We start from the raw sequence: 22,777 nt of genomic DNA, 5'->3' as shown, positions 1-22,777 counted from the left end.
CGTCCGGCGCAGGAAGAACATTACCCGATGGTGGACGGGCCACCAAAACGAGTATCACCGCGAGTGGCGCCGCCTCACAGGCCCAGGCAGCGCCCCACGCCCCCTATCCGGCCAGCTTCGCCAGCGCCGCGTCCACCCGGGCCAGCGTGCGCTCGCGGCCCAGGACCTCCAGGGACTCGAACAGCGGCAGTCCGACCGTGCGGCCGGTGACCGCGACCCGCAGCGGGGCCTGGGCCTTGCCCAGTTTGAGGCCGTGCTCCTCGCCGGCCGCGAGGACCGCGGCCTTCAGGGTCTCGGCGTCCCAGTCCGCCTCGGCGAGCCGGGTACGGACCGAGGCCAGGAGCGCGTCCGCGCCCGGCTTCATCGCCTTGGTCCAGGACGTCTCGTCCTGGGCGGGCTCGTCGAGGAAGAGGAAGTCCACATTCGCGGTGATGTCGGACAGGACCGTCAGCCGGGTCTGGGCCAGCGGGGCCAGCGCCGCGAAGGCGGCCGCGTCGAAGGCGTCCGGGGACCACGGCGCGTGCGGGGCCTTCAGCCAGGGCTCGCACGCCTCGATGAACGCCTTCACATCCAGCAGCCGGATGTGGTCCGCGTTGATCGCCTCGGCCTTCTTGAGGTCGAAACGCGCCGGGTTGGCGTTCACTCCCGAGATGTCGAACGCCTCGACCATCTCCGCCGGCGAGAAGACGTCCCGGTCGGAGGAGAGCGACCAGCCCAGCAGGGAGAGGTAGTTGAGCAGTCCCTCGGGGAGGAAGCCGCGCTCCCGGTAGAGGTTCAGCGAGGACTGGGGATCGCGCTTGGAGAGCTTCTTGTTGCCCTCGCCCATGACATACGGGAGATGGCCGAACGCGGGCACCGTGCCGGGGCCCACACCGATCTCGGCGAGCGCCCGGTAGAGCCCGATCTGCCGCGGGGTGGAGGAGAGCAGGTCCTCGCCGCGCAGCACATGCGTGATCTCCATCAGCGCGTCGTCCACGGGGTTGACGAGCGTGTAGAGGGGCGCGCCGTTGGCCCGCACGATGCCGTAGTCCGAGACGTTCTCGGGGGTGAAGGTCAGCTCACCGCGCACCAGGTCGGTGAAGGTGATCGGCTCGTCCGGCATCCGGAAGCGCACGATCGAGACGCGTCCCTCGGCCTCGTACGCGGCGATCTGCTCGGCGGTCAGGGTGCGGCAGGTGCCGTCGTAGCCGGAGGGCCGGCCGGCCTTGCGGGCCGCCTCGCGGCGCTCCTCCAGCTCCTCGGCGGTGCAGTAGCAGCGGTAGGCGTGGCCCGCCTCCAGCAGCTTGTCCGCGACCTCGCGGTAGAGGTCCATCCGCTGCGACTGGCGGTAGGGCGCGTGCGGGCCGCCGACCTCGGGGCCCTCGTCCCAGTCGAAGCCCAGCCAGCGCATGGCGTCCAGCAGCTGGGTGTAGGACTCCTCGGAGTCGCGCGCGGCGTCGGTGTCCTCGATGCGGAACACCAGGGTGCCGCCGTGGTGACGGGCGAAGGCCCAGTTGAACAGGGCCGTGCGGACCAGGCCGACATGGGGGTTGCCGGTCGGCGAGGGACAGAAACGAACTCGCACGGGGGCGGAGGGGGATGCGCTAGCCACGCTTGATCACCTTGTTGGTGAGAGTGCCGATGCCTTCGATGGTGACGGCGACCTCGTCGCCGACGGAGAGCGGGCCGACGCCCGCCGGAGTGCCGGTGAGCACGACGTCGCCGGGGAGCAGCGTCATCGCCTCGGTGATGTGCACGATCAGATCCTCGATCGGGCGCACCATCTCGCTCGTCCGGCCGAGCTGACGCTGTTCACCGTTGACGGTGCACATGATGCCGAGATCGGCGGCGCGCGTCAGGTCGATATCGGTCTCCACCCAGGGGCCCAGCGGACAGGAGGCGTCGAAGCCCTTGGCCCGCGCCCACTGCTTCTCGCTCCGCTGGGCGTCGCGGGCCGTGATGTCGTTGCCGCAGGTGTAGCCGAGGATGACGTCCTTGACGCGGTCACGCGGAACCTCACGGCACATCCGTCCGATCACCACGGCCAGCTCGGCCTCGTAGTGCACCTCGGAGGAGAAGGAGGGATACGTGATGGGGTCGCCGGGGCCGATCACGGAGGTGGACGGCTTGAAGAAGACGACCGGGACGTCGGGGACCTCGTTGCCCAGCTCCGCCGCGTGCTCGGCGTAGTTGCGCCCGATTCCGACGACCTTGTTCGGCAGGACGGGCGGCAGCAGCCGGACCTTGCTCAGCGGGACCTTCTGGCCCGAGCGCTCGAATTCGGCGAAGGGGTGGCCCTTGATGATGTCGATGACGGGGCCGTCCTGATCGGACGGCTCACCCTCCACCACGCCGAAGGCGACGTTGCCGTCGATGGAGAATCTGGCGATGCGCACGGGAAGCCTTGGCTCCTTGACTGAACTCGCTGGAGACTGACGCTCCAGGCTATCGCTCCGCGTCCCGCGCGCCGCCGTCCCGCCTGCCGGGAGTGGTGGCGTCCGCCACAGCCCCGGGGAATCAGTGGCCCGGGGCCTCGGTCAGCACGGTGCGCTTGGGGTTCGCGGTCCGGTTCGGCAGGTCGACGCGCTGCTCCGGCTGCTCCTCGGGCGCGGCCGACAGGTCGTCGGCGTCCTTGATGCCCTGGGCGTCCCCCAGCTCTTGGACGTCCTTGAGATGGGCCAGGGTGGTGCGCCGCGGGTTGGCTATGGAGTGGAACATCATCGTCGTCTTCACGTGGTTTACGCCTCGTTCTTGTCGTCCGTACCGGCTGTGTAAAGCGTCAGGCTAGAGGCGGCCTTGCCCATCGATTCGCAGGAAAAGTCACCGCCGGTCTGTGATATTGCTCACGAACGATCAGGCAAAAGCCGCATAGGAGACAGTTACGCAATCGCCCTAAACGGACATCGCCTACCTGAACCTGACGTTCCGCTCTTGATCATCGCTAGCCGGACACTCGATTGCGACCTTCGGTTCGTACACGAAAGTCCGTTATCGCCGACATGACTTTCTACGTCCCGTAATAAAGTCCGCACTGAGCGTCACACGGATCACAGCCTTATCCATTGCCCTTGTTGCAGCATCCGGCACTGTGCTGGAATTCCCGGGACCGCCGCGGGAATCAGCCGGCGCGCACGGGGGCGCAGCGACAGAGGCGCCGAGCGGCGGGGGGCTCCTCTTGTCGACATGAAAGGAAGCGCGCCGGTCACTCACGACCGACAGGGGGGATCGCGGTCCCCCACGACTCGACACCGCTCCGCCGGTCCGCCGGAGGAGCGCCTGGTCCAGAGGTTGCGACGCTAGTGCAGGGACGTATCAAGAGGGATGGTATGGGGGCTCCCCAGGCCCGCCAGGGCCGAGGGGATGCTTCGGCGGACCCGGAGCCGCGTGGCGGGACCGACCGCGGCTCCTCGCCCCAGCGCGCCCAGGGGAGCAGCGGCAGGACTCTGGGTGATCAAGGCCCCGAGGCCGGCACGCAGAGCGCTACCCGGATCAGTGCGCCCAGCGGCGGCGGAGACGCGGAGCAGCCGGCCAAGCCGAAGAGCTCCGGCCCCAGCGGGCCCGGCAATCGCATGGCCCTGCGCAACTGGCGCATCAGCACCCGACTGGTCTCCCTGCTCACGCTCCCGGTGGTCGCGGCGACCACCCTGGGGGCGCTGCGCATCGAGGGCTCGCTGGACAACATCCAGCAGCTCGACCAGATGAAGCTGCTCACCAAGATGACGCAGCAGGCCACCCAGCTGGCCAGCGCGCTCCAGGAGGAGCGCGACAAGTCGGCCGGCCCGCTGGCGGGCAAGGGCAACGACAAGGACGACCGGGTCGTCTCCACGCGCGAGGACACCAACCGCGCCATCACGGCCTTCCGCGAGGCCACCCACCAGATCGACCCCGGCGACCAGTCGCTGGCCGGTGTGCAGTCCACGCTCGTCAACATCGACCGTCAGCTCGGCAAGATCAACGAGGTCCGTGACACGGCCTACGACAACAGCCAGTACTACTCGCTGACGGTCCAGAACTACAACGAGCTCATCAACTCGCTGCTGCTGCTCTCCCAGGACATGGCGCAGGCGACCAGCAACCGCGCGATGATCAACAACACCCGCGCGCTCGCCACCTTCTCCTCCGCCAAGGAGTACGCCTCCATCCAGCGCGCGCTCATCAGCGCCGCCCTCGCCGACCCCAAGGGCGCCGACTTCTCCGCCAACGACCGCCGCTTCGCCAGGACCGCGGTCGACAAGGAGAACGAGGCGCTCGGCCGCTTCAAGCAGATCCGCCAGGGCAACTCCGAGGATCTGCTCGAACCGCTGGACAGCCGCCCGGACATCAAGGCGGCGACCATGTACGCCGACCGCGCAGTGCGCGACCCCGAGGGGCTGAAGGCCGAGAAGCGCACCGATCTGGACTGGTACGACCAGGACAGTATCAAGATCGAAGAGATGGGCAAGATCGAGGAGACGCTGCTCAGCGAGATGCAGCAGAAGGCTCGTGAGCTCCGCAACTCCGCCCAGCAGGACGCGATCCTCAACGGTGCGCTGATCCTGCTGGTCCTCGGCGTCTCGCTGGTCGGCGCCTTCGTCGTGGCCCGCTCCATGGTCCGCTCGCTGCGCCGCCTCCAGGACACCGCGCAGGAGGTCTCCCAGAAGCGGCTGCCCGAACTGGTCAAGCAGCTCTCCGAGTCCGACCCGCAGGATGTGGACACCTCCGTCGAGTCCGTCGGTGTGCACAGCCGGGACGAGATCGGAAAGGTGGCCGCGGCCTTCGACGACGTGCACCGCGAGGCGGTCCGGCTCGCCGCCGAGCAGGCGCTGCTGCGGGGCAACGTCAACGCGATGTTCACCAACCTCTCGCGCCGCAGCCAGGGCCTCATCCAGCGCCAGCTCTCGCTCATCTCCGAGCTGGAGAGCCGCGAGGCCGACCCGGACCAGCTCTCCTCGCTCTTCAAGCTGGACCACCTCGCCACCCGTATGCGCCGTAACGGCGAGAACCTCCTGGTCCTCGCGGGCGAGGAGCCCGGCCGCCGGTGGACCCGGCCGGTGCCGCTGGTGGACGTGCTCCGCGCGGCCGCCTCCGAGGTGGAGCAGTACGAGCGCATCGAGCTCAGCTCGGTCCCGGCGACCGAGGTGGCCGGCCGGGTCGTCAACGACCTCGTCCACCTGCTCGCCGAGCTGCTGGAGAACGCCACGTCCTTCTCCTCGCCGCAGACCAAGGTCAAGGTCACCGGTCACGCCCTGCCCGACGGGCGGGTGCTGGTCGAGATCCACGACACCGGTATCGGGCTCTCGCCCGAGGACCTGGCGGCGATCAACGAGCGGCTGGCCTCCCCGCCCACGGTCGATGTGTCGGTGTCCCGGCGCATGGGTCTGTTCGTGGTCGGCCGGCTGTCGCTGCGCCACGGCATCCGCATCCAGCTCCGGCCGTCCGACTCGGGCGGTACGACGGCGCTGGTCATGCTGCCGGTCGATGTCGCCCAGGGCGGCCGGAAGCCGGCGCCGCAGGCCGCCGGCGGAAAGTCGGGCCAGGGTGCACCGGCCGCCGGTGGCGGTCAGGGCAACGGCTCGGCGGGGCTGCTCGGCTCGGCGCCCTCGCGGCGCCAGGTCCCGGGCTCGGGTTCGCGCGCCGCGCTGCCGGGCAACGGCGGCAGCGGACTGCCGACCCGGCCGGTCGGCGCCGGTGCGGGCCCCGCGGGCGGCGCCCCGGGCGGCGGCACCAACTTCTTCGAGGGCGGACGGGCTCCGGGCCCCCGGAGCAACGCCCCCACGGGCCCCGGTGGCCAGGGCGGTCCCGGTGGTCAGGGTGGCCCCGGCGGCCAGGGTGGCCCCGGCGGCCAGGGTGGTCCCGGTGGTCAGGGCGGCCCCGGCGGCCCCTCCGGACGTCCCCCGCTTCCGCAGCGCAACGAGGGCCCGACCGTCGCTCCGCCGACCGGCGCCCCGGCCCGTGCCGACGGGGCGACCAGGGCGGCCGTCCGCAGCTGCCCACCCGCGGCCCCGCGCCCGAGCTTCCGGCCCCGTCCCAGCCCGGCACCAGCTGGGGCGCGCGCGCCGCGGCCGGAGAGGACGACTGGCCGGGCACGCCGCGCGACGCGATCGACACCCCGCGCGGGCATGAGGAGTACGACTCCACGGGCCAGTTCGCCCGTCCGGACCTCGGTGGCTCCGGGGACCGACGCGACCCGTTCGGCAACCGCGGCCCCGGCGACACCGGCGAGCTGCCGCAGCTGAGCGACAGCCCCAACCTGTTCGAGCCGCGCCGCGGGGCCACTGGACCGCAGGGCGGTCAGGGACCGGCCGACACCGGCCAGTTCAACCGGCCCGACTACGGCCGCGGCCCCGGCGACACCGGCGAGTTCGCCCGTCCGGAGCTCGGCCGGGGCCCGGGTGACACCGGTGAGTACGCCCAGCCCCGGTTCGAGGACGCCGCCCCGCGCGGCGGACGCGGCCCCGGGGACACGGGCGAGTTCCCGCGTCCGAACATGGGCGGCCCGGGCGACACCGGCGAGTTCCCGCGCCCGAACACGGGTGACACCGGCGAGTACGCCCGCCCCGACATGGGCGGCACCGGTGAGTACCCGCTGCCCCAGGGTCCCCAGGGCCGGCCCGGTGGGCGCCCGAACGATCCGCTGCCGCCCGCCGGACCCGGCGACGGCCGTACCCCGATCTTCGACACCATCGAGTCGTCCTGGCATCTCAACCAGGCCGAGAACCCGGGCATGTCGGGCTCCCAGGGCGGTGGCCGGTCGTTCCCGTCCGCGCCGTCCGCCCCCGAGCCCACCCCCGGCCGGCCCGCCTCCGCCGTACCGCCGCCCTCGGCCCACGAGCCGCTGCCGGCGGCCCAGGGCATGGGCGACTTCGCCGGGTCGGGCCCCGCGGCGGGCCCCGGCACCAACGGGGCCGGACTGGGCGGCCGGAGCGCGGGTTCCCACTGGCGTACGTCGCCCCACAACGACGAGCGCTGGCGCCGCGCCGAGCAGGTCCGCGAACCCGCGGCCGGCGGTATCACGTCGTCCGGGTTGCCACGGCGGGTGCCGCGCGCAAACCTCGTGGAGGGTGCCGCACACCAGCCGCAGCAGCCCGACGTGGCTGGGCCGCAGGTGTCCCGCGCGCCCGATGATGTACGCGGCAGGCTGACCAACCTCCGCCGTGGAATTCAGCAGGGTCGCCGGGCCGGTACCGGATTCGACGACAACCATGATCGCGGCATTGGCCCGACTTACCAGCAGGAGCGTTAGTTGAGCCCGATGAGCCAGGCGGCGCAGAATCTGAACTGGTTGATCACGAACTTCGTGGACAACACCCCGGGGGTGTCCCACACGGTCGTGGTCTCCGCCGACGGACTCCTTCTGGCGATGTCCGAAGGCTTCCCCCGTGACCGAGCCGATCAACTGGCGGCGGTGGCCTCCGGCCTGACCTCACTTACCGCCGGGGCCTCCCGCATCTTCGAAGGCGGCATGGTCAACCAGACCGTCGTCGAAATGGAACGAGGCTTTCTCTTCATCATGTCCATCTCCGACGGCTCCTCCCTCGCCGTGCTCGCACACCCCGAGTGCGACATCGGCCTCGTCGGCTACGAGATGGCCCTGCTGGTCGACCGCGCGGGCAACGTGCTCACCCCCGACCTGCGTGCCGAGCTGCAGGGCAGCCTGTTGAACTGATCCATCGACCATCCGACGCCTGTCCCCCGGCCCCACGGCCGGGCCCCCACCGGCACCGACCGACGGCACGCCCGTCACCTTGTTGTCCGACCGGAGGATCCATGACCCCGCCCCCCGCCTCGCCCGGCCCGTACGGCGGCTATCACCAATCGCCGTACGGGGGTGAAGGCGACCAGCCATTGGTGCGCCCGTACGCCATGACCGGTGGCCGGACCCGGCCGCGCTACCAGCTCGCCATCGAGGCGCTGGTCAGCACCACGGCCGACCCCGTGCATCTGCAGGGGCTGCTCCCGAGCACCAGCGGATCTGCCATCTGTGCCAGGAGGTCAAGTCGGTCGCCGAGGTCTCGGCGCTGCTGAACATACCCCTGGGTGTGGCACGGATCCTGGTGGCGGACCTGGCAGAGGCCGGCATGGTGGCGATCCACCAGCCCGGGGGCGGTTCGGAAGCGGGCGGTACCCCGGATGTGACACTGCTCGAAAGGGTGCTCAGTGGACTTCGCAAGCTCTAGCGGCGCTCCCCCCGCCCGCGCGACCACCTCGGCGAAGATCGTGGTGGCGGGCGGCTTCGGCGTGGGCAAGACCACGTTCGTCGGCGCGGTCTCGGAGATCAACCCGCTGCGCACCGAAGCCGTGATGACCTCCGCTTCGGCGGGAATCGACGACCTGAGCCATGTCCAGGACAAGACCACGACGACCGTGGCGATGGACTTCGGCCGCATCACGCTCGACGACGATCTCATCCTGTACCTGTTCGGCACGCCGGGCCAGGACCGCTTCTGGTTCATGTGGGACGACCTGGTGCGCGGCGCGATCGGCGCCGTGGTGCTGGTCGACACCCGCCGGCTCGCCGACTGCTTCCCCGCCGTCGACTACTTCGAGAACTCCGGGCTGCCCTTCGTCATCGCCCTCAACGGCTTCGAGGGCCAGCAGCCCTACAACCCCGAAGAGGTCCGCGAGGCCCTGCAGATCGGCCCGGACACCCCCATCATCACCACGGACGCGCGCCACCGCACCGAGGCCAAGAGCGCTCTCATCACCCTGGTCGAGCATGCGCTGATGGCCCGTCTCAAGTAGGGAACGCCGTCCGGAAGTTGTCGGATATCGGACAGAGGACGGGCCGTGTCGCACGACGCGGCCCGCTCGCCGTTCATAACGTTTCGACAGAGATATGACCCGGCTCCCGATACGGAGCGCAGTCGCGTCGCTCCGTTGCGCACTCAAATAGTTCGGTATTCGACATATCTCAGCCATAACGCCCCTTTTTTCTCTGGTCCAGACAACGTACTGAGCGCTTTGCGCACTGTTTGGAAAGCACCTGCGGGGCGTGCTGGAATTCGCTGAACTGGGCAGTCAGGGCTCAGCTGGGAACGGCACAAATGGTGCCGATGCCGAGAGGTTGTTGGTCGAGTGAGGCGAAGCAAGCCGGACCCCGCGCAAGACGCGCGAGGGAACTTCACCCCGCCGCCGCGTTCAGGCACAGCGGCGTCGCCCGCCGAGGCACCGGATCCACCCAGTGGTGGTCGGATCTCCCCTCGGAACTGGCGGGTGCGCGGCCGGCTGTACGCGATCCTGCTCATCCCCGTGCTCGTCGCCCTGGTCTTCGGTGGCTTCCAGGTCGCCTCCTCGGTCTCCACCTGGAACGAGGCGCGGGACGCCGAGCGCACCGCCCTGGTCGTCCGGGCCGCCACCACCTACGCCCACGCCCTGGTCAACGAGCGCGACCTGAGCGCGGGCCCGCTGCTCAGCGGCACCAACGAGGCCACGGTCACCAAGGCGCGGGCCACCAGCGACGCGGCGAAGAAGGACTTCGACAAGGCCGTCGCCGATATGCCGCAGACGCCGACCATGAAGCGCCGCCTCAAAGCCTTCAGAGCCGCCGAACCGCAGCTGGCCTCGCTGCGCCGCAACGCCTACACCGACCGCCTGAACGGTGTGAAGACCGAAGAGGGCTATGTCGCCGTCGAGCACGGGCTGATCGAGTTCGCCAATGAACTGGGCCTGGGCACCGGCAATATCACGTCGTACGGCCGTACCGTCTACGCGGTATCCCTGGCCAAGGGCGCGGAGTCGCTGCAGCGCTCCATCGGCACCCATCTGCTGGTCAAGCCCGGTCCGTCGGCGACCGACCGCAAGACCCAGCTCACCTCCTTCACCTCGTACGTCTATCTCGAGGGCATCGCGCTCGGGGAGTTCGAGGCGGCCGGCACACCGCAGGACGTGACCCGGCTCGAGGACACCCTCACCGCTGCCGAGAAGCGTGCGCAGGAGCAAATCGCCGAGGCGAAGCGGAAGGCCGAGGCGGACGGCGAGAAGTTCGTGGCGCCGCCCGGTATGGACCGGATGCTCAAGGCCATCGGCAGCGGCGCCTCGCCCACCGCGCTGGCCGCCCAGGGGGTCACCCCGGACGCTTGGTTCAGCGCCTCCACGATCAAGTTCAACGCGTACCGGGACGTCGAGCAGACCCTGGTGAACAGAGCCGTGGACGAGGCGGCGCAGATCTCCTCGGACGCCCGCCGCGATGCGATCGTGAACGGCGCGATCGTGGTACTGGCACTGCTCGCCGCCTTCTTCGTGGCCGGCCGGATGGCCCGCTCGATGAGCCATTCCATGCAGCAACTGCGCAACGCCGCCTTCGACGTCGCCGAGAAGCGGCTGCCCGCGGTGGTCGACCAGCTCTCCCGCACCGACCCGGGACGGGTGGACACCCGGGTCAGCTCGATACCGATCAACACCAGGGACGAGATCGGCGAGGTGGCCCGCGCCTTCGACCAGGTGCACCGTGAGGCGATCCGGCTCGCGGCCGAGCAGGCGATGCTGCGCGGCGGCGTCAACGCGATCTTCACCAACCTTTCCAGTCGCAACCAGGGACTCATCGAGCGGCAGCTCACCCTGATCTCCGAACTGGAGAGCCGGGAGGCTGATCCGGACCAGCTTGAGCACCTCTTCCGGCTGGACCACCTGGCCACCCGTATGCGGCGCAACGGCGAGAACCTCCTGATCCTCGCGGGCGAGGAGCCCGGCCGGCGCTGGAACCAGCCGGTGCCGCTGATCGATGTGCTGCGCGCCGCCTCCTCGGAGGTGGAGTCCTACGAGCGCATCGAGCTGGCCGGCATCTCCGAGAGCGAGATCCACGGCACCGCCGTGACCGACCTGGTGCACCTCCTGGCCGAGCTGCTGGAGAACGCCACCACCTTCTCCTCCCCGCACACCAAGGTGCGGGTCACCTCGACCCGGCTGCCCGACGGCCGGGTGGTGGTGGAGATCCACGACAAGGGCATCGGCCTGACCGCCGAGGACTTCGCGGACATCAACCACAAGCTGGCCAATCCGCCGACGGTGGACGCCACGGTCTCCCAGCGCATGGGGCTCTTCGTGGTCGGCCGCCTCGCCGACCGGCACGGCATCCGGGTCCAGCTGCGCCCCTCCGGGGAGCAGGCGGGCACCACATCGCTGGTGATGCTGCCCGAGGCGATCACCCACGGCGGTGGCGGCGAGGAGCTGCCCCAGGACGACTTCACGGTCTCCCGGATCGTCCCCGAGCCGCGGCCCGCACCGGCCTTCGAGGACGTCGGCGAGCTGTCCTCGCGCACCGCCGCCGAGCTGGGTTTCGACGACTCCGCGTACGACCGGGACCAGGGACATCACCAGTTTCAGGGCCAGTACGGCGGAATGGGGGCCACCGGGTCCGAGCGGGATCCGGGGCCCGGCCAGGCGCCTGCCGATCCGCTGGGGCAGTCGGCCTACCAGAATTCCGGCTATTCGCAACCGGAAGCGAATTACGCAACTCAAACGGAACCCGAACAGCAGCCGTACATCGGCTACAACTCCCCCTCTCAACAGGGAGAGTGGGGCGATTCCGGATCTTTCGAGATGCCCTACGCGTCGCAGTTCGGGGCCGAAACGGAATCAGGACCCAGCGCTCCCGAAGTTTCTCGGGACCGCGTAGAGTTCCACCGTCCGGGCCCTTCCCCGAGCGGAATCCACTCGATGACCGACGCCGGGCTTCCGCGTCGTGACAGGCAGTGGCAGCCGTCCGAGGAAACAGGGACACAGGGGATGGCCGGGGACCCGGCGGCGCCGACGGCGCCGGAGCGACCCCGGCAGACACCCCAGCAGCAGGAGGACAGTGCCCCGTGGCAGTCGGAGAACGACCAGCGCTGGCACCGTGCCGAGCGGCTGCGCGACCCGAAGGCCGGTGGGGTCACAACGTCCGGCCTGCCCCGCCGGGTGCCCAAGGCCAATCTGGTCGAGGGCTCCGCGGAGCCGACCGGACAGGGCGGCCCCCAGGTCTCCCGCGCCCCGGAGGACATCCGCGGCAGGCTGAGCAACCTGCGCCGCGGCGTCCAGCGGGGGCGCAGCGCGGGATCCGGGACCCCCGGGCGTGACCAGCATGACCAACAGGGCTTCGGCCCCGGCAGCACCTACGATCAGGAGCGTTAGTGTGAGCCCGATGAGCCAGGCGGCGCAGAACCTGAACTGGTTGATCACCAACTTCGTGGACAACACCCCCGGGGTGTCCCACACCGTGGTGGTCTCCGCCGACGGACTCCTTCTGGCGATGTCCGAAGGCTTCCCCCGTGACCGAGCCGATCAACTGGCGGCGGTGGCCTCCGGCCTGACCTCGCTCACATCCGGAGCCTCGCGCATCTTCGAAGGCGGCGTGGTCAATCAGACCGTCGTCGAAATGGAACGAGGCTTCCTCTTCATCATGTCGATCTCCGACGGATCCTCCCTCGCCGTGCTCGCTCACCCCGAGTGCGACATCGGCCTCGTCGGCTACGAGATGGCCCTGCTGGTCGATCGCGCGGGCAACGTCCTCACCCCGGATCTCCGCGCGGAATTGCAGGGCAGTCTTCTCAACTAGCAAACATGGAGTGCGTTTCGCGCCACCGCGCCATAGGGTGCGGTGGCGCGACCGGCAAGACAGGCGAGTTGGAGGAGGACACGTGGCAACGCCCCCTAGCGGATATCCGTATGCCCACGGGCAGCCGTCCGAGCCGCGCGGAGAGACCCCGAGGAAGCGCTACAACTTCCCCTCCGCGCCCAGCCGTCAGGCCCGCTCTCCACAGCAGCCGGAGCCGCAGCAGGAGCAGCAGCCCCCGCGGCGGCAGCCGCAGCGGCCTCAGCAACAGCCGTACACGCCCTCCTACGCGCCTCCGGCGCCGCAGGAGGGGTCTTGGTACGACGCGCCCTCCGCGCCGCGTATCGAGCCCGTACAGCCGCCTGAGCGCCCCGCTCCGGAACCTTCCTCCCCCGCGGGCGGCACTCATAACCCTCTGGTGCGCCCGTACGCCATGACTGGGGGCCGGACCCGGCCCCGGTACCAGCTCGCCATCGAGGCGCTGGTGCACACCACGGCCGACCCCGCTCAGCTCCAGGGCCAACTGCCCGAGCACCAGCGGATCTGCCATCTGTGCCGCGAGATCAAGTCGGTCGCCGAGATCTCCGCACTGCTCGCCATTCCCCTCGGCGTGTCCCGGATCCTCGTAGCCGACCTGGCCGAGGCGGGGCTCGTCGCCATTCATCAGCCGGGCGGCGACGAGTCCGCCGGCGGTCAGCCTGACGTGACACTGCTCGAAAGGGTGCTCAGTGGACTTCGCAAGCTCTAGCGGTGCAGCCCGCTCCACCACCTCCGCGAAAATCGTGGTGGCGGGCGGCTTCGGCGTGGGCAAGACCACGTTCGTCGGCGCGGTCTCGGAGATCAACCCGCTGCGCACCGAAGCCGTGATGACCTCCGCCTCGGCGGGGATCGACGACTTGACCCACGCACCGGACAAGACCACCACCACGGTGGCGATGGACTTCGGCCGCATCACGCTGGACCAGGACCTGATCCTGTACCTGTTCGGCACGCCCGGTCAGGACCGCTTCTGGTTCATGTGGGACGACCTGGTCCGCGGTGCCATCGGCGCGGTCGTCCTGGTGGACACCCGCCGCCTCGCCGACTGTTTCCCCGCGGTCGACTACTTCGAGAACTCCGGACTGCCCTTCGTCATCGCCCTCAACGGCTTCGACGGACACCAGCCGTACACCCCCGAAGAGGTCCGCGAGGCCCTGCAGATCGGCCCCGACGCGCCGATCATCATCACCGACGCCCGCCACCGCAGCGAGGCCAAGAGCGCGCTCATCACGCTGGTCGAGCACGCGTTGATGGCCCGGCTGCGGTAGCCGAGACCGGCGACAGAAGCCAAAATCCCCTGCTCTCCGAGGAGAACAGGGGATTTGTGCGTTCCCGGTCCGGGGCCGTTCAGGGCGTCCGGTGCGTTCAGGACGCTCGGCGCGGGGCCGGCGGCCTCCGGGCGGTGTGCGGCCGTCCGGAGGCGGCGGGGCCGCTCGCGCTCAGCCCTGCCAGCTGTGCGGCGCGCTGAACGCCGGGCGGCGCTCGAGACGGCGCCAGCGGGCGGCGCTGCGGCCCGGGCGGGTGGAGTCGGCGGTGCGGTAGGTGCCGGCGGCCGCGCGGGCGAGCAGCACCGCGGTGACCGCGGCGAGCTCCTCGGCGTCGGCGTGGCCCTTCTCGACCCGGACCAGGGTGGCCGCCGCCGCGGCGGCGGGATCGGCGATATCGCTCGGTGTGCTCACGGTTTGTCTCTTCTCCCTTGTCGCGCGGGTTTCGCGCGAGGACACGAACTCAGAGGCTACTGCGGCGGGTTGCCGTGCTTACGGGACGGCAGGTCGGCGTGCTTGTCGCGCAGCATCGCCAGCGACCGGATCAGGACCTCACGGGTTTCGGCCGGGTCGATCACATCGTCGACCAGCCCCCGCTCGGCCGCGTAGTACGGGTGCATCAGCTCGGACTTGTACTCCTTGACCATGCGGGCGCGCATGGCCTCGGGGTCGTCGGCGTCGGCGATCTGACGGCGGAAGATCACGTTGGCGGCGCCCTCGGCGCCCATCACCGCGATCTCGTTGGTGGGCCAGGCGTAGGTCAGGTCGGCACCGATGGACTGGGAGTCCATGACGATGTACGCACCGCCGTACGCCTTGCGCAGGATGACGGAGATCCGCGGCACGGTGGCGTTGCAGTACGCGTACAGCATCTTGGCGCCGTGCCGGATGATCCCGCCGTGCTCCTGGTCCACACCGGGCAGGAAGCCGGGCACGTCGAGGAAGGTGACCAGCGGGATGTTGAAGGCGTCGCACATCTGGATGAAGCGCGCGGACTTCTCCGACGCCTCGATGTCCAGCACGCCGGCCAGCGACTGCGGCTGGTTGGCGATGATGCCGACGACCTGGCCGTCGAGCCGGGTCATCGCACAGATGATGTTGGTCGCCCAGCGCTCGTGGACCTCGAGGTACTCGCCGTCGTCGACGATCTCCTCGATGACCTTGCGCATGTCGTACGGCCGGTTGCCGTCGGCCGGGACGAGGTCCAGCAGCGAGTCTCCGCGCCGGGAGGCCGGGTCGTCGGACTCGACGGTCGGCGGGTTCTCCCGGTTGTTCTGCGGCAGCAGCGACAGGAGGTAGCGCACCTCTTCCAGGCACGTCTCCTCGTCGTCGTAGGCGAAGTGGCACACACCCGAGGTCTCGGCGTGCACATCCGCGCCGCCCAGTCCGTTCTGGCTGACCTTCTCGCCGGTCACCGCCTGGACCACATCGGGTCCGGTGATGAACATCTGAGAGGTCTCCCGGACCATGAAGACGAAGTCCGTCAGCGCCGGGGAGTACGCCGCCCCGCCCGCGCACGGGCCGAGCATCACGCTGATCTGGGGGATGACGCCGGACGCCTTGGTGTTCCGCTGGAAGATGCCGCCGTATCCGGCGAGCGCCGAGACGCCCTCCTGGATACGGGCACCGGCGCCGTCGTTGAGGGACACCAGCGGTGCCCCGGCCGAGATGGCCATGTCCATGATCTTGTGGATCTTGGTCGCGTGGGCCTCCCCCAGCGCCCCGCCGAAGATCCGGAAGTCGTGTGCGTAGACGAACACCGTCCGTCCGTGGACGGTCCCCCAGCCGGTGACGACCCCGTCGGTGTAAGGCTTCTTCGCCTCCAGGCCGAACCCGGTCGCACGATGCCGCCGCAGCGGCTCCACTTCGTTGAAGGACCCCTCGTCAAGCAGCAGATCGATCCGCTCGCGAGCCGTCAGCTTCCCCTTGGCCTTCTGGGCCTCGGTCGCCCGCTCGCTCGGGCCGCGCCGAGCCTGCTCGCGAATCGCGTGCAGCTCGGCGACGCGCCCGCGAACGTCACTCGCCTCAGCAGGCGCACCTTCGAGATTGGTCATGCAATGACGGTACGTTCCCGGACCCCCGGAAACGCATGTCAATTCCCTACAACGTCAGGGGCGTTTTGGTGGGCAGGCGGAACAGAACTGGACAGCGGCTTTCCCACTACCTGGTGTCCTAAAGGACTATCGACCCTGTCGGCATCCGACAAACCTCCAGGCGGCGACCGTGCGAGGGGCGGGCTCGACCACCCGGATGGGCGGCGTCCGCTGGAGCGGCGCCGCGGCCGGATCGGGGAACGGAGCACGTCGGCCGCGCTCCGCTCCCCGTACCCTACTCCGGCGGCGGCCGGCGCCACGCGCACCGGGCCCGCGGGGCCGTGAGGCCCAGGTCACTCCTGCGGGTCCACCCCGGCCCGCAGCAGCCCGTAGGCGTAGGCGTCGTCCAGGGCCTGCCAGGACGCGGCGATCACGTTCTCCCCGACGCCGACCGTCGACCACTCCCCCTGGCCGTCCGCGGTGGAGACCAGCACCCGGGTCGTGGACTCGGTGCCGTGCTTGCCTTCCAGGATGCGGACCTTGTAGTCCACCAGCTCCATCGTCGCGAGCTGCGGGTAGATCCGCTCCAGCCCCACCCGCAGCGCCCGGTCCAGGGCGTTGACCGGGCCGTTGCCCTCCGCCGTGGCGACGATGCGCTCGCCCTTGGCCCACAGCTTCACGGTGGCCTCGTTGGCGTGGGTGCCGTCCGGGCGGTCCTCGACGATCGCCCGCCAGGACTCGACCCGGAAGTAGCGGCGGGGACGGCCGTCGACCTCCTGGCGCAGCAGCAGCTCGAAGGAGGCGTCGGCGGCCTCGTAGGTGTAGCCCGCGAGCTCGCGCTCCTTGACCCGCTCGACGATCCGGCCCACAAGGGCGCGGTCGTCACCGAGGTCGATGCCCAGCTCCTTGCCCTTGAGCTCGATGGAGGCCCGGCCGGCCATGTCGGAGACGAGCATCCGCATGGTGTTGCCGACCCGCTCGGGGTCGATGTGCTGGTACAGATCCGGGTCGACCTTGATCGCGGAGGCGTGCAGTCCGGCCTTGTGGGCGAAGGCGGAAACGCCCACATAGGGCTGGTGAGTGGAGGGCGTCAGATTGACGACCTCGGCGATCGCGTGCGAGATCCGGGTCATCTCCTCCAGGGCGCCCTCCGGCAGCACCCGGCGGCCGTACTTGAGCTCGAGGGCCGCGACGACCGGGAAGAGGTTGGCGTTGCCCACCCGCTCGCCGTAGCCGTTGGCCGTGCACTGGACGTGGGTGGCGCCCGCGTCCACGGCGGCGAGGGTGTTGGCGACCGCGCAGCCGGTGTCGTCCTGGGCGTGGATGCCCAGCCGGGCGCCGGTGTCGGCCCGTACGGTGCGGACCACCGCCTCGATCTGGCCGGGGAGCATGCCGCCGTTGGTGTCGCAGAGGATCACCACCTCGGCGCCCGCCTCGTGGGCGGCGGAGACGACCTGCTTGGCGTAGTCCGCGTTGGCGCGGTAGCCGTCGAAGAAGTGCTCACAGTCGAGGAAGACCCGGCGGCCCTGGGACCGCAGGTAGGCGACGGTGTCGCGGACCATCGCGAGGTTCTCCTCGAGCGTGGTGCGCAGGGCCAGCTCCACATGGCGGTCGTGGGACTTCGCCACCAGGGTGATCACCGGCGCCCCGGACTCCAGCAGCGCCTTGACCTGGCGGTCGTCCTCGGCGCGTGCCCCCGCCTTGCGGGTGGCGCCGAACGCCACGAGCTGGGCGTGCTGGAAGTCGATCTCGGCGCGGGCCCGGGCGAAGAACTCCGTGTCGCGCGGGTTGGCGCCGGGCCAGCCGCCCTCGATGAAGCCCACGCCGAAGTCGTCCAGGTGACGGGCGATGGTCAGCTTGTCCGCGACCGTCAGGTTGATGCCCTCGCGCTGCGCTCCGTCGCGCAGGGTGGTGTCGAAGACATGGAAACCGTCGTCGGGCAGATCCTTCATGGTTGGTCTGGCTCCTGTCGGATAAATCTCGGTCTACCGGAATATCCGGTTCCGCGCCCTCCTATGGTCCCTCACGCTTCGCGTCCGGCGGGATGGTCCGGAAAACGAAAAGACCCCTCGCGGGTGCGAGAGGTCTGCGCGCGGGTCTGGGGCACGGTGGCCGCCCCGTACCGGGTCGTACGGGCGGTCACTGCGGACCGGCGCGCCTGCTGCCAATAATCATGACGAACGAGAGCACGGAGGCAGTCTGGCACATTCCGCCCCCGCGCTCTCATCCGTCTCATCATGCGAACCATCGGTGTCAACGGGGTGACACTCACGATCAGCCCAGAGGTGACACCCGTGATCAGCCCAGGGGGTGCATCCAGCCATGCGGGTCCGGGGCGACGCCGGTCTGGATGTCCAGCAGCGCCTTGCGCAGCCGCATCGTCACCTCGCCCGGCTCACCGTCGGCCACCGTCCAGTTCGCCCGGGCGGACTTGACCGAGCCGACCGGGGTGATCACGGCCGCCGTACCGCAGGCGAAGACCTCGGTGAGGGTCCCGTCGGCGTTGCCCTGGCGCCAGTCGTCGACGGAGATCCGGCCCTCGGTGACCTCGTAGCCGAGGTCGGCGGCGATCCGCAGCAGCGAGGCACGGGTGATCCCCGGCAGCAGCGAACCGGACAGCTCGGGGGTCACGATGCGGTTCCCGTACACGAAGTACAGGTTCATCCCGCCCATCTCCTCGATCCAGCGGCGCTCGATCGCGTCCAGCCAGACCACCTGGTCACAGCCCTGCTCGGCGGCCTGGGCCTGGGCGACCAGGGAGGCCGCGTAGTTGCCGCCCGCCTTGGCCGCGCCGGTGCCGCCGGGCGCGGCGCGGACGTACTCCTCCGAGAGCCAGACCGAGACCGGCTGCACCCCGCCGGGGAAGTAGGCCCCGGCCGGGGAGGCGATCACCACGAAGAGGTACTCGTTCGAGGGCCGGACACCCAGCCCGACCTCGGTGGCGAACATGAAGGGCCGCAGGTAGAGGGACTGCTCTCCGTGGCCCGGCACCCACTCCTTGTCCTGGGTGACCAGCGCGTCACAGGCCTCGATGAAGGTCTGGACGGGGAGCTCGGGCATGGCGATGCGGCGCGCGGACGCCTGGAACCGCTCGGCGTTCTGCTCGGGACGGAACGTCGCCACGGACCCGTCGGGGCGGCGGTACGCCTTGAGCCCCTCGAAGATGGTCTGGGCGTAGTGCAGCGTCATGTTCGCCGGATCGATCGAGAGCGGGGCGTACGGCACGAGCTGGGCCTCGTGCCAGCCGCGGCCCTCGGTCCACTTGATGGTCACCATGTGATCGGTGAAGTGGCGGCCGAATCCGGGGTTGGCCAGGATCTTCTCCCGCTCGGCGGCGGGGAGGGGGTGGGACGAGGGCTTGAGCTCGATCGTGGGCGTCGTCATGGCAGGTAGTCCTTCACCTTCGGTTGTGGCGGACCGCGCTCGCACCATCCTGCCCGTGATCGGTACTAGGACGTCCAAGCTCTTCTTCACACAACGGCCCCACCGGGGATTATCTCCTAGGTGGGGCCGTGGAAGGAGCGTTGTGCAACGCGCGGCCCAGGTCGATGGTCGCACCCAGCCGCGCGGTGGCACAGGCTGGGGTCAGCCGGATACTCGGGCGGCGAGCGCGTCGCCGATCTCGTCGGTGGTGCGCGGCGCGGCCGCGTCCCGCCCGGCGAGGTCCTCGGCGACGGCGGCCTCGATACGGGCCGCCTCGTCCCCGTAGCCGAGGTGCGACAGGAGCAGGGCCACCGACAGGACGGTCGCCGTCGGGTCGGCCTTGCCGGTGCCCGCGATGTCCGGCGCGGAGCCGTGGACCGGCTCGAACATCGACGGGAAGGCGCCGGAGGGGTTGATGTTGCCGCTCGCGGCGAGTCCGATGCCGCCGGTGACGGCGGCGGCGAGGTCGGTGAGGATGTCACCGAAAAGGTTGTCGGTGACAATCACGTCGAACCGCTCCGGCTGGGTGACGAAGAAGATCGTCGCGGCGTCGACATGCAGATAGTCGGTGGTGACCTCGGGGTACTCCTGGCCGACCCGGTCGAAGATGTTCTTCCACAGGTGGCCGGCGTGCACCAGGACGTTGTTCTTGTGCACGAGGGTCAGCTTCTTGCGCGGCCGGGCATGGGCGCGCTCGTAGGCGTCCCGGACCACGCGCTCGACACCGTAGGCGGTGTTGAGGCTGACCTCGGTGGCGACCTCGGCCGGGGTGCCGGTGCGCATCGAGCCTCCGTTGCCCACATACGGGCCCTCGGTGCCCTCGCGGACGACCACGAAGTCGATGTCGGGGCGGCCGGCCAGCGGGGTCGGGGTGTTCGGGAAGAGCTTCGACGGACGCAGGTTGACGTAGTGGTCGAAGGCGAAGCGCAGCTTGAGCAGCAGCCCGCGCTCGAGCACGCCCGAGGGCACCGACGGGTCGCCGATGGCGCCGAGCAGGATCGCGTCGTGGTTCTTCAGCGACTCCAGGTCCGCGTCCGGCAGGGTCTCGCCGGTGGCGTGCCAGTGCTGGGCACCGAGGTCGTAACTCTGGGTCTCCAGCTTGACGTCCTGCGGAAGGGCCGCGGAGAGCACCTTCAGGCCCTGGGCCACGACTTCCTGGCCGATACCGTCACCGGGGATCACTGCGAGGCGAATGCTGCGAGACATACCGGGACCCTACCGCTCGTCCCATGCATTGACATAGCTGTTCCAGCATTCGGACATCCGCCCAGCGGCAATCACCCGTTCACCCCCTGTATGGTGCGCTGTTGACCGCCCGGGGGACATTCCGGTCCATGGACACACCACGGTTCGGCGTTCCCGAGCGGCTCGCCCAGCGGATGACCATGGCGGAGCAGCACGAGTATCTGCGGGCCCGGCTCTCCCGGCGCCGGGTGCTGCGCGGGGGCGCCGCCACGGCGGGGACGGTCGCGGGCGCGGGGCTGCTGGGTGGAGCGGCGTGCGCCGCCGACACCAAGCCCGCCCCCGTCGCGAGCCCGAAGCAGGTGACCGCCACGGTGGACGGCGCGCGGGTCGCCCCGTTCGGCCGCCATCTGGCCTTCGGCGCCGATCCGCGGACCCAGATGCGGATCTCCTGGCAGGTGCCGTTCGCCGTGCGCAAGCCGTATGCGCGGATCGGCACGAGCCCGCTGGAGCTCACGCGCACGGTCGAGGCCGAGATCCGCCATCTGCACACCCCGTCGCTGAGCGACAAGCTGCCCGCGGTCGACCAGTTCTATCTGCATGCCGCGGTGGACGATCTGCGCCCCGGGACGACCTATTACTACGGGGTCGGTCACGCGGACCGCGACCCGGCCGAGCCGCGGCACTTCTCGTCCGTGGGCACCTTCCGCACCGCGCCGGAGCGGCCGGGGACGTTCGTCTTCACCGCCTTCGGCGACCAGGGGGTGAGCTATGACGCGCTCGCCAACGATCAGCTCATCCTTGGCCAGAACCCGTCGTTCCATCTGCACGCCGGGGACCTGTGCTACGCGGACACCACCGGCCACGGGAAGAAGACCGACCTGTACGACGCCCGGGTCTGGGACTCCTTCCTCGCCCAGACCGACTCGGTCGCGGCGAGCGTGCCGTGGATGGTGACGACCGGCAACCACGACATGGAGGCGTGGTACTCCCCCGACGGCTACGGCGGCCAGCTCGCCCGCTGGTCCCTGCCGGACAACGGCCCGGACCCGCGCAAGGCGCCCGGTGTCTATTCGTTCGTCTACGGGAACGTGGGCGTGGTCGCCCTGGACGCCAATGACGTCTCGTACGAGATCAGCCCCAACAAGGGGTACACCGACGGGGCGCAGACCCGCTGGCTGGACCGGCGCCTGGGGCAGCTGCGCAAGCGGCCCGGCATCGACTTCCTGGTGGTCTTCTTCCACCACTGCGCCTACTCCACGACCAGCGCCCACGCCTCGGACGGCGGGGTGCGCGACAGCTGGGTGCCGCTGCTCGAGAAGCACCAGGTGGACCTGGTCATCAACGGCCACAACCACGTCTACGAGCGGACCGACGCGATCCGGGGCGGCAAGGTCGCCCGCCGGGTCCCCATCGAGGGAAGCGCCGACGCGGTGCGCGACGGGATCGTCTATGTGACGGCGGGCGGGGCGGGCGCGAAGCTCTACGAGTTCCCGGTGCCCGACAGCTACGAGGGGCACATCAAGGACCTCGACGAGGTGAAGACCTACCACTGGACGAAGGACGGGGAGAAGAACCGTGACAGTGCCGACTGGTCCCGGGTCCGCTACACCGGCTTCTCCTTCCTCGCCGTGGAGGTGGAGCCGGGCCCCCGCCCCAGGCTCACGGTCACGGCCCTGGCGGAGTCGGGCGAGCGGGTGGACCGCTTCGAGGTCACCCGGCCCCGGCGTCAGTGACCGGTGGAGCCGCCGTTGTCACGGCGGTCGAGGGCGCGCTGCAGTGCGGCGGCGGCCTTCTTGCGGTCGGTGTCGTCGGTCTTGCGGCGGATCCTGCGGACAGTCGTCTCGGCCATGATCACATCTCCTCTGCTGAACCCCGGTGGACCGGGAGGAAGGAAAACTCCCCGAGAAGGTGGCTGCCGGAAGGGGCGGGGGCCTGGGTGCGGCAGGGGTCACCTGCGCCTGTGCACGGGCCACGGCCGCCATCGCTGGATGCAGCGAGACGTTCGGCTTCCACAAAAGTAGGGCAGCGGAGCGTCAGTGTCTGCACAATTAGTCGGACGTCCTACTATCTGAGACGCGAACAGGGTGACATCGGCCACTGACCCAGGGTGATCAAGTCTCCGCACCGTGCCGATAGTCGAGGCCGACCCCCGTCCGACCTCGACCACGGCGGCCGATCGCAGGTCGTCGCGGGCGATCCCGCGCCTGGTTACCCACGTAAACTGCGGTAAATAGTGCCTACTTGACTGCTTGACGCTAGCACCGCCGCGCGTCGGGCGTCCACAGATTTCCCCCTCCGCGCCCCGGAGCGCACGCCGCCCCCGAACCGCACTGAAGCGGTCCGGG

16 protein-coding genes and 2 pseudogenes are annotated in these 22,777 nt (G+C 70.0%); 9 read left to right on the top strand and 9 right to left on the bottom strand.

Annotation, left to right across the window (positions count from 1 at the left end; translation table 11 throughout):
- Window positions 1-103: 103 nt before the first annotated feature.
- From gltX to BLV72_RS24690, 3 genes are all read right to left on the bottom strand, one after another.
- On the bottom strand, window positions 104-1,591 hold the full coding sequence (gene gltX / locus BLV72_RS24700) for a glutamate--tRNA ligase (protein ID WP_093464912.1): 1,488 nt from the start codon (window positions 1,589-1,591) through the stop codon (window positions 104-106).
- A complete protein-coding gene (locus BLV72_RS24695) occupies window positions 1,584-2,375 on the bottom strand; it encodes a fumarylacetoacetate hydrolase family protein (protein WP_093464910.1) in 792 nt (263 codons plus the stop codon). The genes gltX and BLV72_RS24695 overlap by 8 nt, the downstream gene beginning before the upstream one ends.
- 121 nt (window positions 2,376-2,496) lie before the next feature.
- Complete coding sequence (locus BLV72_RS24690) at window positions 2,497-2,712, bottom strand: hypothetical protein (protein WP_093464909.1); 216 nt, start codon at window positions 2,710-2,712, stop codon at window positions 2,497-2,499.
- Window positions 2,713-3,278: 566 nt separating this feature from the next.
- Here BLV72_RS24690 and BLV72_RS24685 point away from each other — a divergent pair.
- The 8 genes and pseudogenes from BLV72_RS24685 to BLV72_RS24650 all read left to right on the top strand — a co-directional run bounded on the left by BLV72_RS24685 (window position 3,279) and on the right by BLV72_RS24650 (window position 13,794).
- Window positions 3,279-7,201: pseudogene (locus tag BLV72_RS24685) on the top strand (sensor histidine kinase).
- A gap of 9 nt (window positions 7,202-7,210) precedes the next feature.
- On the top strand, window positions 7,211-7,624 hold the full coding sequence (locus BLV72_RS24680; protein WP_093464907.1) for a roadblock/LC7 domain-containing protein: 414 nt from the start codon (window positions 7,211-7,213) through the stop codon (window positions 7,622-7,624).
- A gap of 101 nt (window positions 7,625-7,725) precedes the next feature.
- A pseudogene (locus BLV72_RS24675) lies at window positions 7,726-8,135 on the top strand (DUF742 domain-containing protein).
- Window positions 8,116-8,700 carry a GTP-binding protein gene (locus BLV72_RS24670; RefSeq protein ID WP_078643928.1) on the top strand — a complete coding sequence of 195 codons (585 nt, stop codon included), beginning with the start codon at window positions 8,116-8,118 and terminating at the stop codon, window positions 8,698-8,700. Before BLV72_RS24675 ends, BLV72_RS24670 begins: the two are co-directional and overlap by 20 nt.
- Before the next feature lie 333 nt (window positions 8,701-9,033).
- Window positions 9,034-12,066, top strand: coding sequence for a sensor histidine kinase (locus BLV72_RS24665; protein WP_093464906.1), 3,033 nt, complete (start codon window positions 9,034-9,036; stop codon window positions 12,064-12,066).
- A 10-nt stretch (window positions 12,067-12,076) separates the two neighbouring features.
- Complete coding sequence (locus BLV72_RS24660) at window positions 12,077-12,490, top strand: roadblock/LC7 domain-containing protein (protein WP_020868201.1); 414 nt, start codon at window positions 12,077-12,079, stop codon at window positions 12,488-12,490.
- An 82-nt stretch (window positions 12,491-12,572) separates the two neighbouring features.
- Entirely contained in the window at window positions 12,573-13,235 is a 663-nt protein-coding gene (locus BLV72_RS24655; RefSeq protein ID WP_093464904.1) for a DUF742 domain-containing protein, read from the top strand.
- Window positions 13,216-13,794 carry a GTP-binding protein gene (locus tag BLV72_RS24650; protein ID WP_078610434.1) on the top strand — a complete coding sequence of 193 codons (579 nt, stop codon included), beginning with the start codon at window positions 13,216-13,218 and terminating at the stop codon, window positions 13,792-13,794. Before BLV72_RS24655 ends, BLV72_RS24650 begins: the two co-directional genes overlap by 20 nt.
- Before the next feature lie 171 nt (window positions 13,795-13,965).
- Here the strand turns inward: BLV72_RS24650 and BLV72_RS24645 are convergent, their stop codons facing one another.
- From BLV72_RS24645 to BLV72_RS24625, 5 genes are all read right to left on the bottom strand, one after another.
- Complete coding sequence (locus tag BLV72_RS24645) at window positions 13,966-14,205, bottom strand: acyl-CoA carboxylase subunit epsilon (RefSeq protein WP_093464903.1); 240 nt, start codon at window positions 14,203-14,205, stop codon at window positions 13,966-13,968.
- A 56-nt stretch (window positions 14,206-14,261) separates the two neighbouring features.
- Window positions 14,262-15,845 carry an acyl-CoA carboxylase subunit beta gene (locus BLV72_RS24640; RefSeq protein ID WP_059144154.1) on the bottom strand — a complete coding sequence of 528 codons (1,584 nt, stop codon included), beginning with the start codon at window positions 15,843-15,845 and terminating at the stop codon, window positions 14,262-14,264.
- 332 nt (window positions 15,846-16,177) lie between these two features.
- Window positions 16,178-17,776: a citramalate synthase gene (cimA, locus tag BLV72_RS24635; protein ID WP_093464901.1), complete on the bottom strand. Its 1,599-nt coding sequence runs from the start codon at window positions 17,774-17,776 to the stop codon at window positions 16,178-16,180.
- Between the two features lie 346 nt (window positions 17,777-18,122).
- Window positions 18,123-19,208: a branched-chain amino acid aminotransferase gene (locus BLV72_RS24630; RefSeq protein ID WP_093464900.1), complete on the bottom strand. Its 1,086-nt coding sequence runs from the start codon at window positions 19,206-19,208 to the stop codon at window positions 18,123-18,125.
- A 201-nt stretch (window positions 19,209-19,409) separates the two neighbouring features.
- Complete coding sequence (locus BLV72_RS24625; RefSeq protein ID WP_093464898.1) at window positions 19,410-20,453, bottom strand: 3-isopropylmalate dehydrogenase; 1,044 nt, start codon at window positions 20,451-20,453, stop codon at window positions 19,410-19,412.
- Window positions 20,454-20,581: 128 nt separating this feature from the next.
- On the opposite strand from BLV72_RS24625, the gene BLV72_RS24620 reads away from it, so the two are divergent.
- Window positions 20,582-22,165 carry a purple acid phosphatase family protein gene (locus tag BLV72_RS24620; protein ID WP_093464897.1) on the top strand — a complete coding sequence of 528 codons (1,584 nt, stop codon included), beginning with the start codon at window positions 20,582-20,584 and terminating at the stop codon, window positions 22,163-22,165.
- Here the strand turns inward: BLV72_RS24620 and BLV72_RS51100 are convergent.
- On the bottom strand, window positions 22,159-22,281 hold the full coding sequence (locus BLV72_RS51100; RefSeq protein ID WP_086706647.1) for a hypothetical protein: 123 nt from the start codon (window positions 22,279-22,281) through the stop codon (window positions 22,159-22,161). The genes BLV72_RS24620 and BLV72_RS51100 overlap by 7 nt on opposite strands.
- Window positions 22,282-22,777: the final 496 nt, after the last annotated feature.

Source organism: Streptomyces melanosporofaciens, from assembly GCF_900105695.1.
Taxonomy (GTDB): domain Bacteria; phylum Actinomycetota; class Actinomycetes; order Streptomycetales; family Streptomycetaceae; genus Streptomyces; species Streptomyces antimycoticus.
The sequence above is the reverse complement of the archived record's forward strand: the minus strand, read 5'-3'. Positions and strand labels throughout refer to the sequence as shown.

Excerpts from the sequence above, each read along its gene's own strand:
- BLV72_RS24660 (WP_020868201.1), top strand. The coding sequence starts at position 12,077 with ATGAGCCAGGCGGCGCAGAACCTGAACTGGTTGATCACCAACTTCGTG.
- BLV72_RS24640 (WP_059144154.1), bottom strand. The coding sequence starts at position 15,845 with ATGACCAATCTCGAAGGTGCGCCTGCTGAGGCGAGTGACGTTCGCGGG.
- BLV72_RS24625 (WP_093464898.1), bottom strand. The coding sequence starts at position 20,453 with ATGTCTCGCAGCATTCGCCTCGCAGTGATCCCCGGTGACGGTATCGGC.
- BLV72_RS51100 (WP_086706647.1), bottom strand. The coding sequence starts at position 22,281 with ATGGCCGAGACGACTGTCCGCAGGATCCGCCGCAAGACCGACGACACC.
- BLV72_RS24630 (WP_093464900.1), bottom strand. The coding sequence starts at position 19,208 with ATGACGACGCCCACGATCGAGCTCAAGCCCTCGTCCCACCCCCTCCCC.
- BLV72_RS24680 (WP_093464907.1), top strand. The coding sequence starts at position 7,211 with ATGAGCCAGGCGGCGCAGAATCTGAACTGGTTGATCACGAACTTCGTG.
- BLV72_RS24620 (WP_093464897.1), top strand. The coding sequence starts at position 20,582 with ATGGACACACCACGGTTCGGCGTTCCCGAGCGGCTCGCCCAGCGGATG.
- cimA (WP_093464901.1), bottom strand. The coding sequence starts at position 17,776 with ATGAAGGATCTGCCCGACGACGGTTTCCATGTCTTCGACACCACCCTG.